The following is a 15,392-nucleotide window of genomic DNA, read 5'->3' on the forward strand; positions in this document are numbered from 1 at the left end:
ATATAAATTAATCTGAAAAATTACTTAGTATTTTCTGCAAAATAAGCATGAATTGCAGTATCGTAATGAGAAGAAACTCCAAAAGCCTCACGTGCCAAAGCTTTTCTTTCATCACGTGTAGTAACAGCACCTCTTTCATTCAGAATATTCTGCAATGTAGGATATTGTTCCTTGCTAGCAACTATAACCACATCGTTGAAATTCTTTGCAGCCGCACGAATAAGCGAGATGCCACCTATGTCAATTTTTTCGATAATATCCTGTTCGCTTGCACCAGATGCAACTGTAGCTTCAAATGGATAAAGATCTACAATAACCAAATCTATTTCCGGTATTTCATACTGTTCAACCTGCTTACGGTCACCTTCCAGTTCTCTACGGCAAAGAATACCTCCGAATATTTTAGGATGGAGAGTCTTAACTCTACCACCTAAGATAGATGGATAAGTAGTTATATCTTCTACAGCCAAACATGGATAGCCCAATGATTCAATAAACTGACGAGTTCCACCTGTGCTCAGGAACTGTACCCCTTCCTCATGCAGTTTGGCAATTATTGCGTCCAAACCGTCTTTGTGATAAACCGAAATAAGCGCGGTTTTAATTTTCTTTGACTCTGACATTGCTATGGTATTTTTAGAATTCGGCTACAAATTTACTAAAATAGACAAATAATCATAGTATATAAATACGAAATATTGTTTTTTTAATGAGAGAAAACATAAATAAATCAAATCAAATAACATATAGAACACTGCATAGTGTATTTTTTTACGACACGGAAATTTGTAACATATTTGTAACATATATTTAGAATTAAATTACCGATATTTGCACCCGAAAAATCAAAGCTTAATTATTTTTATGGAAACTATTTATTTAGGGATTGTAATATTCCTGTTTATGCTGGCAGTTTTCGACCTTATGGTTGGAGTCAGTAACGATGCCGTGAATTTCATGAACTCCGCTGTAGGAGCAAAAGTTGCAAAATTCAAGACAATCATTATCGTAGCTGCAATAGGTGTATTTACAGGAGCTGTGTTAAGTAATGGTATGATGGATATAGCCCGCCATGGTATATTCCAACCAAATAACTTCAGCTTCTACGAAATAATGTGTATCCTGCTTGCCGTAATGGTGACTGATGTGGTACTGCTGGATGTTTTCAACACTTTGGGACTTCCTACATCAACAACAGTATCAATGGTATTCGAACTATTGGGAGGTACTTTGATACTTGCATTACTTAAACTGATTTCCGATGAAAGCGGTCTTACACTCGGCGACTTACTGAACACAGAAAAAGCGTTATCTGTGATTCTTGGTATCTTCCTTTCAGTAGCCATAGCCTTCATAGCCGGAACAGTGGTACAGTATATTTCACGTCTTATATTCAGCTTCAACTATAAAAAGAATCTTTCTTGGACTATCGGTATATTCGGAGGTATAGCCGTAACTTCTCTTTCTTACTTTATTCTTATAAAGGGACTTAAGACTGCTCCTTTCATTACTCCTGAAGTAATGGCATGGGTGGACGCGAACACAGCGGTGCTGGTGACTGGATGTTTCGTATTCTTCACTATTTTTATGCAAATCCTACACTGGTGCAAAGTCAATGTACTGAAAATCATCGTTCTTCTTGGTACATTCTCACTGGCTCTTGCATTTGCAGGTAACGACCTTGTAAACTTTATCGGTGTTCCTTTGGCCGGTTATTCAGCTTATACAGACTTCGTCGCAAACTCTAACGGTGCAGGTGTAGATGGTTTCATGATGGAATCGCTCATGTCGTCGGCAAAAACTCCACTGATATTCCTTGTAGCTTCCGGTATCGTAATGGTGTATGCACTTGCCACATCGAAAAAAGCTAAAAACGTAATCAAGACTTCAGTCGATCTTGCCCGTCAGGAAGAAGGTGACGAGATGTTCGGTTCATCAGGTCTTGCCCGCACAATCGTACGTCGTGCAACAAGCATAAACGAATTCCTGGTGAGAGTAATTCCTGCTAACGTAAGAAACTGGATTAACAGCCGATTCAACAAGGATGAAGCAATTCTTGAAAACGGTGCCGCATTCGACCTTATCCGTGCAGCCGTGAACCTTGTTCTTTCCGGTTTACTCATCATCATGGGTACAACAATGAAACTTCCTCTTTCTACCACATACGTTACATTTATCGTGGCTATGGGTACATCACTGTCCGACCGCGCCTGGGGACGCGAAAGTGCCGTTTACCGTATCACCGGTATGCTTTCAGTTATCGGCGGCTGGTTCATCACAGCATTCGTAGCGTTTACAGCTTGTGCCATCGTTACAATAATAATGTACTACACGAACATAGTAGGTATGGTTGGATTCATTGCTTTGGCAGTATTCCTCCTTGTACGCAGCAATATCATGTACAGTAAGAAAGAAAAAGCCGAAAAGCAGGACGACCTGTTCAAGCGTATGATGGCAAGCAAAGACAAGAACGAAACACTTGCATTGCTCCGTGAACACGTTAAGGAAACACTAACAAGCTATATCGACTTCAGCAAAGATGCATACGTCAAGATGACAGACGGTTTCATAAACGAGGATTTGAAGAAACTGAAAAAATCGCTTAACGAGACTGACGAGCAGCGTAAACTCCTGAAAAAACGCCGTCGCAAGGAAATACTTGGTTTAAGACGTATTCCAATCACCATAGCAATAGAAAAGAATACATGGTTCCACCTTGGAACAAACAGCTGCGAAGAAATGCTATACTGCTTGAAGCGTATCTGTGAGCCATGTAAGGAACATGTTGACAACAACTTCAACCCAGTTCCTAAAGATGATGTTGCAGAGTTCTTGCCTATCAGAGAAGAATTGTGTAAGTTGATGGATCGTACACGCAACGCCATTATAGCCAACAACTATTCTGAAGCAGATGATATCCTGAAAAAGGGTGATGATCTTAAAAACAAGATTTCAGCTCTTCGCAAACATCAGATGAACCACATGCAGGAAGCTGACAACAGAAGCCTTAAAGCATCAATGGTATATCTGAACATATTGCAGGAAACACAGGAATTGGTCAGTGTATGGAGACACCTGCTGCGTGCCAGCCGATTCTTCCAAGGAGACTATGTTCCACAGGAAATTCCTCAAATGGGGATAATGGACAGTAAGGCATAAAAGAGTATTTACTGATAAACACACAATTACAGTAAACGGCTGCATCAGATTTAACTCCGGTGCAGCCGTTGTTTTTATTTTTCCTTTTCCTTACGTTTAAGGTAAAGCTGATAAGAATTGAATACATTATGCCATACGCTGTAGAAACCGGCAGCGACAGCGGTAACAGGGGTAAAAAAAGTGTATCCCATCCAAATGGCCAATACAGTATTTTTCTGTCCCAATGCCTGCCCGGCACTAATCGTATCGTCATATTTGCGGCCTACTCTTTTCCCTATATAGAATTGAAGGAAACAGGCTATACACGAAATAAAAGCCAAACCTACCTGATACCATATAGACACGTCACTATGGACTATACTCTTCACAGTTACGGCAATGGCAAGAGTCAGCGCCACTGCCCATAGATAGAACGACAATCCGTGATACTTTCCTATAAACGCATGAAGTCTAGGCGAAAGATAACGCAAAAGGACTGCCAGAATAAACGGACACAGCAACAGAGGAAATACCTTTCCAAGAATCATCAGGAATGAAGAAAGGAACCCTACTCCTTCCTGCGGATGTATGACGGGAACCACCAGCGGAACAAGAAAAGCTGTCACGAGGTTTATCAGAATTGTATATGAGGTAAGATGTGCAGCACTGCCTCCCAGTTTTCCGGTCACTACTGCTGCTGCCGTAGCCGTAGGACAGATAAGACACAACATAGCTCCCTCAATCAATATTCTGGAATGCATATCAGGGAATATATACAAAATTCCGGCCAGGAGAATGAACGAAAGGCTTTGTATGAGAAGCAACACGGCATGCCATCTGCAAGGCTTGAGCTCACCCACATCAACCTTACAGAATGTGAGAAAAAGCATCAGAAAAATCAGCAAAGGCTGCAATACAGCCACAGCATGTTCCACAAACGGCTTTGTCGGCTCCAGGAAAGGTATGTTCACATATACAAAATAAAGTATTACCCCCATCGCCATAGCTATAGGCAAAGTCCAGTTCTTAATAAATCGAATGATATTCATAATCAGGTGTAAAAAAAACACGGATTACACCGGAAAGACATCCGGCATAACCCGTGTTATATTATTTATTGAAAATCTATTTTCTGCGGGCAGTTATCCCATTATTTGCAGTTTCCTGCGCAACGAGGCTTAATCTGCTTGAAGAAATCGTTTCCTTTGTTATCAACGAGGATAAATGCAGGGAAATCTTCAACTTCAATCTTCCAGATAGCTTCCATACCAAGTTCAGGATATTCCACACACTCGATGCTCTTGATGTTGTTCTGAGCAAGGATAGCTGCAGGACCACCGATAGAACCAAGATAGAAACCACCGTGCTTCTTACAAGCATCTGTCACAGCCTGGCTACGGTTACCTTTAGCAAGCATAATCATGCTGCCTCCATGGCTCTGGAACAAATCAACGTATGGGTCCATACGTCCGGCTGTTGTAGGTCCCATAGAACCACAAGCCATACCTGCCGGAGTCTTAGCAGGACCGGCATAATAGATAGGATGATCCTTGATATACTGTGGAAGGTCTTCACCACGGTCAAGACGTTCTTTCAGTTTTGCGTGTGCGATGTCGCGACCAACGATGATAGTACCGTTCAAAGAAAGACGAGTAGCTACAGGATACTTGTCAAGTTCTGCAAGGATTTCCGGCATAGGACGGTTCAAGTCAATCTTAACAGCGTTGCCTTCGCCAGCCTGACGCAATTCTTCAGGAATCAGTTCGCCTGGGTTTGAGTCAAGTTTTTCAATCCAGATACCGTCTTTATTGATCTTACAACGGATGTTACGGTCAGCTGAGCAAGAAACGCCAAGACCTACAGGGCAAGACGCTCCATGGCGTGGCAAACGGATGATACGTACATCGTGTGCATAGTATTTACCACCGAACTGTGCACCCAAACCGATACGGTGAGCTTCTTCCAATACCTGTTTTTCAAGTTCTACGTCTCGGAAAGCGCGTCCGTATTCGTTACCAGTTGTAGGCAGGTTATCGTAGAAACGAGTAGAAGCAAGTTTCACTGTCAGCAAGTTCTTTTCAGCAGAAGTACCACCGATTACAAATGCGATGTGATATGGAGGACAAGCTGCTGTACCCAAAGTCTTCATCTTTTCTACAAGGAAAGGAACTAGAGTAGCCGGGTTAAGGATAGCCTTAGTTTCCTGATAGAGGTAAGTCTTGTTGGCAGAACCACCACCCTTAGTCACGCAGAGGAATTCGTATTCCATCCCCTGAGTAGCTTCGATGTCAATCTGAGCAGGCAGGTTGCAACGTGTATTCACTTCTTCGTACATTGTAAGAGGAGCGTTCTGTGAATAGCGCAGGTTCTCTTCAGTATATGTCTTGTAAACACCAAGTGAGAGAGCTTCTTCATCGCAGTATCCTGTCCATACCTGCTGTCCTTTTTCACCGTGGATAATTGCAGTACCTGTATCCTGGCAGAAAGGAAGAACACCCTTAGCAGCAACTTCAGCATTACGCAGGAAAGTCAAAGCTACATACTTGTCGTTGTCGCTGGCTTCAGGGTCAGTAAGAATCTTTGCAACCTGTTCGTTGTGCGAACGGCGAAGCATAAAAGACACATCGCGGAAAGCCGCATTAGCCATAGCAGTCAAACCTTCTTTTTCAATCTTAAGGATAGGTTTGCCTTCAAACTCGCTTACTGATACATAATCTTTAGTAAGCAGATAATACTCTGTATTGTCATGTCCGTGTTCGAACATTGGCTGATACTTAAATTCTGGTGTTGCCATATTGTTTTAAGTTTTTGAGTTATTGAGTTTCTAGTTATTAGTATGCTTTCTTATTTCAGTTGACGAGTTAACAAGTTGACGAGTTAACAAGGCTACCTTCCGGATGGAGACCTTGTCAACTTGTAACTTAAGCCTCGTCGCCTAAATCGTATGTCTGATAGAGGAAGTCGTTATAAGGATACTTCTGAACATGCAGTTCGCGTACCTTCTTGTACAGCATATTCTTGAAATCCTCCAGGTTCGACTTGTCCTTGGCAGAGATAAAGATACAGTTGTCGTCCATCTTTGCCATCCATGTATTCATCAGTTCCTCCAGCGTAATGTTTTCCTTGGTCTTCGGAGTCAAGTCATCCTCTGCCTTTTCCACATAGCTGTAGGCATCAATCTTGTTGAATACTATCATACTCTGCTTTCCTCCGGCACCTATATCTGATATGGTTTTCTCCACCACCTGTATCTGTTCTTCAAAATCAGGATGTGAGATATCTACCACATGTACCAGAAGGTCTGCCTCGCGCACCTCGTCCAGAGTCGATTTGAATGACTCAACAAGGTCGGTAGGCAACTTACGGATAAATCCTACAGTATCGGAAAGCAGGAAAGGAAGATTTTCAATGATAACCTTTCTCACGGTAGTGTCAAGTGTGGCAAACAGTTTGTTTTCTGCAAACACTTCACTCTTTGCAAGAAGGTTCATTATTGTTGATTTTCCTACGTTAGTATATCCCACGAGCGCCACACGTATCATGCGTCCGCGGTTCTTTCGCTGTGTAGATTTCTGAGTGTCTATTTCTGCAAGTCTCTGTTTGAGCAACGCCATACGGTTAAGGATGATACGGCGGTCCATTTCCAGCTGTGTTTCACCCGGACCACGAAGTCCCACAGAACCTTTACCACCTCCGGCACCGGAACCACCACCCTGACGTTCAAGGTGTGTCCACAGACGTTGCAGTCTTGGCAACATATATTTATACTGTGCCAGCTCTACCTGAGTCTTGGCGTTTGCGGTCTGTGCCCTCATGGCAAATATATCAAGAATAAGCGAAGTACGGTCAAGAATCTTCACCTTCAGTTCGTTTTCAATGTTTCTGAGCTGTTTGGCGGAAAGTTCGTCATCGAATATCACCATACCTATCTCCGTTTCCTCGTCTTCGTTCATCTGCAGAAGATAATCCTTTATCTCCTGAAGTTTTCCCTTACCCACGTATGTCACGGAGTTTGGAGTATCAAGCTTCTGAGTAAAACGTGTCACGACTTCTGCACCGGCAGTCTCTGCCAGGAATGCCAATTCGTCAAGATATTCATTTGTCTTTCTTTCGTTCTGGTTTTGGGTTATCAGACCCACCAATACAGCCTTCTCGGTCTGTGCTTCGGATATTACAAATTCTTTCATTAATGATATATGTATATTCTGGATGCAAACTTAACTAAAAATCTCCGTTTATTTTCATTATAAAGATAAAATAACGTATCATAATGCTGTTATTTTTTTTCATCCTTGCTTTTTATTCTATATCTTTTTTCTTATCTTTATACCATACCAAACATTTAAAGCCTTAAATTATGAACAACATTTCCGATATTACAATCCTTGTAGCCGTTCTGGCTCTAGCACTATGGCCAGCAATAATAGTTTACCTTTCATGGCGAAGGGAAAAGAAAATTATAAGCTGTTTAAAAAACGAAACTCCTGCTACCAAGACACCAAAACTTTCTACTGAAGAACTAATCGTATCGACACTCAAGAAAATGGGATGCAACCCTGAAAAGAACGAAGAGGGCAACATAGGCTTCATGTATCAGGGTGACGATTTCTACCTGTCATTCCAGGAAGATGTCCCATTCGTGATGATATGGTATCCATGGTGGGGAACCATCAATGCCGACAATCCTGTGTTGCCATACCTGAAGGAGGTTATAAACGCTGTGAACATAAGTTCATTTATCACTACCGTATTCATGGCCGAAAATGAGGGCGACAAAGAGATTGGTATACACTCGCACTGCCATACATTCTTCACAGAAGATGGACTTGAACCGGAAGAACATCTTAAGCTTATTCTTGACAGTTTCTTCGACACCAGAAACGCAATCAAGGAGAATATTGACAAACTTGGTTCCGCAATTTCGGAAGAGGACGAGGGGACAAAGAAAGAAAGAGTTATTGTGAAAGGATTCTCGGCTTATAAAGAGAATTCAAAGCCTATAGAGAATAAGCAAATGGAAGAAGAGAAAAAGAAATAAAAACAAGCCCACTTAAATAGCGTTACACGTACGTGTTACGCTCGTTGTACGTTCGTGTAACGAGAGTGACACGTTCGTGTTTCACGCGTAACACGTTCGTGTCACGCCAACTTCATCCCGATTTCAAGATCATTCATTCAGCATCCGTAGTTTTGCGCATGCTGAACTCACATCCGCAATACTGCTGGTTGTAGAAATTATATTCCTTTATAATCGCTATACGACGTTCGCTCAACCCTCCCTTGCGCCAGTTCTGCTCCCACCATACGACATCAGGGTACGGCTCGACCGCATAATGCCCTGCCTCGTTTATCTGGTCCAAGCTTTTCCAACGCGATGAAGCCAGCGTGGTAGTGATAACTGTAAACCCGTGCTCATGGGCATAACGTGCCGTATCGCGAAGGCGCATCTTGAAACAGCGAAGGCAGCGTCCCCCCCTCTCAGGTTCATTCTCCATTCCTTTAACGCATTCCAGCCACTGTGGATGGTCGTAATCGGCATCAACAATATCAAGTCCTAACGAACGGGCGTAGCGTGTACATTCGTCCTTACGGATACTGTATTCTTCAAGAGGATAAATATTAGGATTACAATAATATATAGTAGGACGTATGCCGTGCTGCATCAGACATTCTATAATTGCCGACGAACATGGTGCGCAACATGTATGAAGCAGAACCTTGTCCGCTCCACCAGGCACTTCTATCTGAAACTTTTTCTTTTTCATAGACTTCTACTTGTTCCTGATATTTCTTTGATAAGCTATTCTCGGTGTCCCGTTTGCCACATAGATTATTCCGCACCTTACGAATCCGTTCTTTTCCAACAGGTGCTGCATCACCTTATTGTCGTGATGCGTATCGGCACGTAGGCAAGGAGATATTCTCTGACACCAGTCAATACAAAATCCTGTTATTCCTTTCACACTACCATCTGACGCCAGACGGTGTATCACGTAATACGGTTCATTATCAGGCCATGCTCCATCTTCAATATAAGAATATGTAGGATCGGGACCTTGAATAAGACAAAAAGTTGCAACCACCATTCCATCGTCATTATTAACACAAACGAAACAATGCCCCTGTTCTATTTCATTTTTTATCAGTTCCTCTTGTGGATAGCCGTTTATCCACTGATTAGGATTGCCGGAAGATTTCATAAATCCTCTCGCTATGGCAAATATCTGCATCAGCCTGTCAATATCTGTCGGAACAGCTTTTCTTATTATCATGCTCATCATATTCTGAATAAATTACGGATGCAAAAGTAGTACTTTAATCTATTAACAATACTAATACAAATAAAAAAATGAACAGCCTCAACCATTACATAATGGTTAAGACTGCTCATTTGAAATATTTAAATGCTATTTAAATACCATTTAAACACTGTTTAAACGGTATTTAATCCATTTTTACTTTCCGCTCAACTGTTTGTCCATTGCAGCTGCAGCACGACGACCGTCGCCCATAGCTAGGATAACGGTTGCGCCACCGCGAACGATGTCACCACCTGCATAGATAGTAGGGATAGAAGACTGCATATCCTCATTTACTGCAATTGTACCCTTACGTCCAAGTTCCAGACCTGGAATAGAGTTAGGAACAATAGGATTAGGAGATACACCTACACTGACTATAGCCATATCGATATCTATTGTTTCGATAGCTCCTGGTATCGCTACTGGACTGCGACGGCCTGATGCGTCAGGTTCGCCAAGTTCCATTTTCTGAAGAACCACTTGTTTTACACGGCCTTTTTCATCGGCAATGTATTCGATAGGATTATGTAATATAAGGAATTCAACTCCTTCTTCCTTGGCATGCTTGACTTCTTCAAGACGTGCAGGCATTTCTGCTTCCGAACGGCGATAGATAATCATAGCCTTTTCTGCGCCAAGACGACGTGCTGTACGCACTGAGTCCATAGCAGTGTTACCTCCGCCTATTACAGCTACACGCTTACCGAATGTTACAGGAGTATCAGAATCTTCGCTTGCAGCATCCATCAGATTTACACGAGTAAGATATTCATTAGAAGACATGATATTGATTGAGTTCTCTCCCGGAATATTCATAAAGTTAGGCAGACCGGCACCTGATGCGACAAATACGCCTTTGAATCCTTCTTTTTCAAGGTCTTCCACGCTTACTGTCTTACCGATTATGCAGTCCTTAACGAATTCTACACCCATCTTCGACAAGTTGTCTATTTCCACGTCAACAATCTTGTTAGGCAAACGGAATTCAGGAATACCATATTTCAACACACCGCCAATCTCATGCAAAGCTTCGAACACTGTTACATCGTAACCCATCTTGGCCATATCGCCGGCAAATGAAAGACCTGCAGGACCTGAACCAACAACAGCCACTTTAATACCTTTCTTTTCAGCTATTTCAGGTACAGAAATCTGTCCGCTTTCACGTTCATAATCTGCCGCAAAGCGTTCCAGATAACCTATTGCGACCGCTTCGTGACCCATCTTGAGGTGGATACACTTAGACTCGCACTGCTTTTCCTGTGGGCACACACGTCCGCAAACAGCAGGAAGAGCACTTGTCTGCTTCAATACGCGTGCAGCTTCGAGGAACTCACCGCGTTCGATATTCTTAATAAATGTAGGAATATTGATTCCGACAGGACAACCTTCCATACATGAAGGATTGGCACAGTCAAGACAACGCTTAGCCTCAGTCAAAGCCTGTTCTTCGTTAAGACCGAGGTTTACTTCTTCCTTACGGCTGTGTGAGCGATACTCAGGATCAAGCTCGTTCATGTGTACACGAGGGATAAGTGTACGTTCCTTAGGTTTCATGCTCTTGCGCAATTCTTCGCGCCACTGTGCTGAACGGTCGTCAGCAGGTTTCACGGCTTCGCATGTATCAGGTTTAGGGTCAAGTTTATGGATTTCTTCCACTTCAATATCCTTGAACGCTCCCATACGTTTCAGCATTTCATCAAAATCAACCTGATGACCGTCAAACTCTGGACCATCTACACAAACGAACTTAGTCTTACCGCCTACAGTGATACGGCACGCTCCGCACATACCTGTACCGTCAACCATGATAGTATTCAAAGATACATCTGTAGGAATTTCGTATTTCTTTGTGAGCAGACAAACGAACTTCATCATGATGGCAGGACCGATGGCAAAACACTTATCTACCTTTTCGCGCTTGATCACTTCTTCGATACCTTCTGTCACCAGACCTTTCTTTCCGTATGAGCCGTCGTCAGTCATTATAATTACTTCGTCAGAACTTGCGCGCATCTCGTTTTCCAGAATAATAAGTTCTTTTGAACGTCCTGCAAGAACAGTAATCACCCTGTTTCCGGCAGCCTTAAGAGCCTGCACGATAGGAAGCATAGGAGCAACCCCTACTCCACCTCCGGCACAAACCACAGTACCAAAGTTTTCAATATGTGTAGCTTTACCCAGAGGTCCTACTACGTCTGTGATATAATCTCCTTCGTTCAACTCACAAAGACGAGTTGAAGACAATCCCACTTTCTGAACCACTAATGTAATGGTACCTTTCACAGGATCTGCTTCGGCTATGGTAAGAGGCATACGTTCACCCTTATCGCCAACACGTACGATAACAAAATGACCTGCTTTACGAGATTTTGCAATCAGAGGAGCTTCAATAACAAGCTTAAAAACTTTCTCTGAAAAATGTTCTTTTGAAATAATTTTGTTCATTTTAAACTCTTAAAGTTAGTTATATTTCCGTTTTTCATTCTTTTTGTTTCAACCTCGCAAAGGTATAATAAATAAAAATACTTACAAAAGAAATGCATAAAATAACAACAAGACACACTAAAAAAGGATATTCGATGACTATTTATTCTTAAAAAATAGACTTTGATATTAAATAAAATGTATCTTTGCATACGTCTTAACATTTTGTATCTTGATGAATAATATACTGGAGAACATAAAAATAATGATTAATGACGGCCATATAGCCGAAGCCAAGGAAGCCCTGGACAGGATTATAGAACAGAATAATGAGTATGCCGACAGAGCTTATTATCTGAAAGGAAATGCATGCAGAAAACTTGGTGACTGGCAAGGCGCGCTCAACAATTATCAGGAAGCCATAAACATCAATCCGGAAAGTCCGGCAAAAGACGCCAGAGCCATGATGTTGGATATCCTGAATTTCTATAATAAAGATATGTTTAATCAATAAAAACTAAATACGTATATATATGGCTAAAATGAAAGGAGTGGTGGTAGTAAACACCGAGCGATGCAAGGGATGCAACCTTTGTGTGGTAGCCTGCCCGCTTAAAGTATTGGCTCTTACTCCAAAAGTAAATCAAAAAGGATATAATTATGTACAGCAAGTGGTAGAAGACACTTGCAACGGTTGTTCATCATGCGCTATCGTATGCCCTGACGGTTGCCTGACTGTTTACAGGGCTAAATGTGAATAACCATACTATTAAGAATAAACGATAAATAAAGAAAAAATATGGCAGAAGAAGTAGTTCTAATGAAAGGTAACGAAGCCATAGCACACGCCGCAATACGCATCGGTGTGGACGGATACTTCGGTTACCCTATCACTCCGCAATCAGAAGTGCTTGAAACACTGGCTGAACAGAAGCCATGGGAAACAACCGGAATGGTGGTTTTGCAGGCAGAGAGTGAAGTTGCCGCAATAAACATGGTATATGGTGGTGCGGGAACAGGAAAAATGGTAATGACATCATCATCAAGTCCCGGCGTCAGCCTTAAACAGGAAGGTATATCTTATATAGCAGGAGCAGAATTGCCTTGTCTTATCGTAAACGTAATGCGTGGAGGTCCTGGACTGGGAACAATACAGCCAAGTCAGGCGGACTATTTCCAGACTACAAAAGGAGGAGGACACGGCGACTATCGCCTGATAGCACTTGCACCGGCATCAGTTCAGGAAATGGCAGATTTCGTAAAACTAGGTTTTGACCTGGCTTTCAAATACCGCAATCCTGCAATGATACTTGCTGACGGCGTAATAGGTCAGATGATGGAAAAGGTGGTATTGCCTGAGCCACGACCAAGACGTACAGACGAAGAAATAATCGAACAGTGTCCATGGGCAGCGACAGGATGTAAAGGACGCAAACCTATCGTAATCACTTCTCTGGAACTTGACCCTGCCGTAATGGAACAGAGAAACTTACATCTGCAGAACAAATATGCTGAAATAGAAGCCAACGAAAGACGTTATGAGGAAATAGAATGCGAAGATGCGGAATACCTGATAGTAGCATTCGGTTCATGCGCACGTATAGCACAAAAGGCAATGGAGCATGCACGCGAGGAAGGTATAAAGGTAGGTCTGTTCCGTCCTATAACATTATGGCCGTTCCCATCTCCGGAAATTGCAGAAAGAGCAAAACAAGTCAAAGGTATATTAGTGGTAGAACTCAACAGCGGACAAATGATTGAAGATGTAAAACTGGCTGTAGAGTGCAACGTACCTGTACACCATTTCGGCCGTTTGGGCGGTATCGTACCTGATCCGGACGAAGTGGTAGATGCTTTGAAAGAAAAACTCATTAAATAACCCCAGTAAGAAGAAATAATGGACAACGACAAGATAAGAAACATATTGAACATTCTGTTCATGCTTGGAGCACTGGCATCTATTATCCTATATTTCACTTTAGGCGATGACAAAACCGTATTCTTTTATGTGTGCGGCGCTTCACTGTTCCTGAAGATGATAGAATTCGTGTTCCGCTTCTTACTATGACAATGACGGAGGAAAATAATATGACAAAAGAAGAAATAATGAAGCCGGAAAATCTGGTTTACCAGAAGCCGAAACTGCTTAACGATAATCCGATGCACTACTGCCCGGGATGTAGCCACGGTGTGGTACACAAGCTTATTGCCGAAGTAATAGAAGAAATGGGAATGAGCGAAAAGGCTATAGGTGTCAGCCCTGTGGGATGTGCTGTATTCATGTATAACTATCTTGACATTGACTGTCAGGAAGCAGCTCACGGACGTGCGCCAGCACTAGCCACTGCTATAAAAAGACTGTGGCCGGACAGACTGGTATTTACATATCAGGGAGACGGCGACCTGGCATGTATAGGTACAGCAGAAACAATACACGCACTCAACAGAGGTGAAAATATTACCATCATCTTCATTAATAACGCTATATACGGTATGACAGGCGGACAGATGGCTCCTACTACACTGGTGGGAATGAAAACAGCTACTTGTCCTTACGGACGTGACCCTGAAATACACGGCTATCCGCTTAAAATGACTGAAATTGCCGCTACACTGCAAGGCACTTGCTATGTGACAAGACAGTCTGTTCATACTGTCGCAGCTATCCGCAAGGCAAAGAAAGCCATAAGAAAAGCATTCGAAAACTCTATGCAGGGAAAAGGCTCCAACCTGGTGGAAATAGTATCTACTTGTAACTCAGGATGGAAAATGTCACCGGAAAAGGCCAACAAATGGATGGAAGAGAACATGTTCCCGTTCTACCCGCTAGGCGACCTTAAGGACACTACTTTATAATATTCAATCACCCTATTATTCAAAAAGAAAATGAAGCATGAAATAATTATAGCCGGATTTGGAGGACAGGGAGTTTTGTCCATGGGTAAAATTCTTGCTTACTCCGGATTGATGGAAAACAAGGAAGTGACCTGGATGCCGGCATACGGACCTGAACAGAGAGGTGGTACAGCAAACGTAACTGTCATTGTGAGCGATGAAAGAATTTCATCTCCTATATTGAGCAAATATGACTGCGCCATTATATTGAACCAGCCATCACTTGCAAAATTCGAAAGTAAGGTAAAACCTGGCGGAATACTTATCTACGACGGATATGGAATTATCAATCCTCCTACCAGAAAAGACATAAAAGTCTATCGCATTGATGCCATGGATGAAGCTAACGAACGCAACATGGCAAAGACTTTCAACATGATAGTACTTGGCGGATTGCTGAAACTGATGCCGGTAGTATCAACAGAAAGTGTAGTAAAAGCTTTGCGCAAGACTCTGCCGGAACGTCACCATCATCTTATACCGATGAACGAAGAAGCTATCCGCATCGGTATGGAAATAATAAAAGAAGCATAATAACTCAATAATAATCGAGTAGGAGGTAAACACTAATCATAGGTGTTTATCTCCTATTTTCGTGTTTACCGACCTCTCACACCACCGTACGTGCCG

14 protein-coding genes and 1 pseudogene are annotated in these 15,392 nt (G+C 42.4%); 8 read left to right on the plus strand and 7 right to left on the minus strand.

The features are described 5' to 3' along the window. Positions 1–38 precede the first annotated feature (38 nt). Positions 39–623, minus strand: a pseudogene (locus tag OCV82_RS13935) (IMP cyclohydrolase); the annotation flags it as partial. 241 nt (positions 624–864) lie between these two features. Here OCV82_RS13935 and OCV82_RS13940 point away from each other — a divergent pair. Then, positions 865–3,159 (plus strand): inorganic phosphate transporter, encoded by a 2,295-nt coding sequence (locus tag OCV82_RS13940; RefSeq protein WP_154044966.1) that lies wholly within the window; start codon positions 865–867, stop codon positions 3,157–3,159. A 74-nt stretch (positions 3,160–3,233) separates the two neighbouring features. Here the strand turns inward: OCV82_RS13940 and OCV82_RS13945 are convergent, their stop codons facing one another. The 3 genes from OCV82_RS13945 to hflX form a co-directional block, all read right to left on the minus strand. Further along, positions 3,234–4,187 carry a bile acid:sodium symporter family protein gene (locus tag OCV82_RS13945; protein WP_154044967.1) on the minus strand — a complete coding sequence of 318 codons (954 nt, stop codon included), beginning with the start codon at positions 4,185–4,187 and terminating at the stop codon, positions 3,234–3,236. A 101-nt stretch (positions 4,188–4,288) separates the two neighbouring features. Then, on the minus strand, positions 4,289–5,932 hold the full coding sequence (locus OCV82_RS13950; protein ID WP_154044968.1) for a fumarate hydratase: 1,644 nt from the start codon (positions 5,930–5,932) through the stop codon (positions 4,289–4,291). A gap of 127 nt (positions 5,933–6,059) precedes the next feature. Further along, positions 6,060–7,325, minus strand: a complete 1,266-nt coding sequence (gene hflX, locus OCV82_RS13955) for a GTPase HflX (RefSeq protein ID WP_154044969.1) — start codon at positions 7,323–7,325, stop codon at positions 6,060–6,062. Between the two features lie 170 nt (positions 7,326–7,495). On the opposite strand from hflX, the gene OCV82_RS13960 reads away from it, so the two are divergent. Next, complete coding sequence (locus tag OCV82_RS13960; RefSeq protein ID WP_317258406.1) at positions 7,496–8,176, plus strand: hypothetical protein; 681 nt, start codon at positions 7,496–7,498, stop codon at positions 8,174–8,176. A gap of 133 nt (positions 8,177–8,309) precedes the next feature. Here OCV82_RS13960 and OCV82_RS13965 read toward each other — a convergent pair whose 3' ends face one another. The 3 genes from OCV82_RS13965 to OCV82_RS13975 form a co-directional block, all read right to left on the minus strand. Then, positions 8,310–8,903, minus strand: a complete 594-nt coding sequence (locus OCV82_RS13965; protein ID WP_154044970.1) for an epoxyqueuosine reductase QueH — start codon at positions 8,901–8,903, stop codon at positions 8,310–8,312. Between the two features lie 6 nt (positions 8,904–8,909). Next, complete coding sequence (locus OCV82_RS13970; protein ID WP_154044977.1) at positions 8,910–9,416, minus strand: GNAT family N-acetyltransferase; 507 nt, start codon at positions 9,414–9,416, stop codon at positions 8,910–8,912. Between the two features lie 177 nt (positions 9,417–9,593). Further along, positions 9,594–11,888 carry a bifunctional dihydroorotate dehydrogenase B NAD binding subunit/NADPH-dependent glutamate synthase gene (locus tag OCV82_RS13975; RefSeq protein WP_154044971.1) on the minus strand — a complete coding sequence of 765 codons (2,295 nt, stop codon included), beginning with the start codon at positions 11,886–11,888 and terminating at the stop codon, positions 9,594–9,596. Between the two features lie 214 nt (positions 11,889–12,102). Between OCV82_RS13975 and OCV82_RS13980 the strand changes: the two genes are divergently transcribed. The 6 genes from OCV82_RS13980 to OCV82_RS14005 are packed head-to-tail and all read left to right on the plus strand — an operon-like array spanning position 12,103 to position 15,296. Next, a complete protein-coding gene (locus OCV82_RS13980) occupies positions 12,103–12,381 on the plus strand; it encodes a tetratricopeptide repeat protein (RefSeq protein ID WP_154044978.1) in 279 nt (92 codons plus the stop codon). 19 nt (positions 12,382–12,400) lie between these two features. After that, a complete protein-coding gene (locus OCV82_RS13985; RefSeq protein ID WP_154044972.1) occupies positions 12,401–12,628 on the plus strand; it encodes a 4Fe-4S binding protein in 228 nt (75 codons plus the stop codon). A gap of 38 nt (positions 12,629–12,666) precedes the next feature. Beyond that, positions 12,667–13,746 carry a 3-methyl-2-oxobutanoate dehydrogenase subunit VorB gene (locus OCV82_RS13990; protein WP_154044973.1) on the plus strand — a complete coding sequence of 360 codons (1,080 nt, stop codon included), beginning with the start codon at positions 12,667–12,669 and terminating at the stop codon, positions 13,744–13,746. Positions 13,747–13,764: 18 nt separating this feature from the next. Beyond that, a complete protein-coding gene (locus OCV82_RS13995) occupies positions 13,765–13,935 on the plus strand; it encodes a hypothetical protein (RefSeq protein WP_262543777.1) in 171 nt (56 codons plus the stop codon). Between the two features lie 20 nt (positions 13,936–13,955). Then, positions 13,956–14,723: a thiamine pyrophosphate-dependent enzyme gene (locus OCV82_RS14000; protein WP_154044974.1), complete on the plus strand. Its 768-nt coding sequence runs from the start codon at positions 13,956–13,958 to the stop codon at positions 14,721–14,723. Positions 14,724–14,753: 30 nt separating this feature from the next. Beyond that, entirely contained in the window at positions 14,754–15,296 is a 543-nt protein-coding gene (locus OCV82_RS14005) for a 2-oxoacid:acceptor oxidoreductase family protein (protein WP_154044975.1), read from the plus strand. The last annotated feature ends 96 nt before the right edge of the window (positions 15,297–15,392 follow it).

The sequence above is a fragment of the Bacteroides cellulolyticus genome (assembly GCF_025567135.1).
Classification (GTDB): Bacteria; Bacteroidota; Bacteroidia; order Bacteroidales; family Bacteroidaceae; genus Phocaeicola; species Phocaeicola cellulolyticus.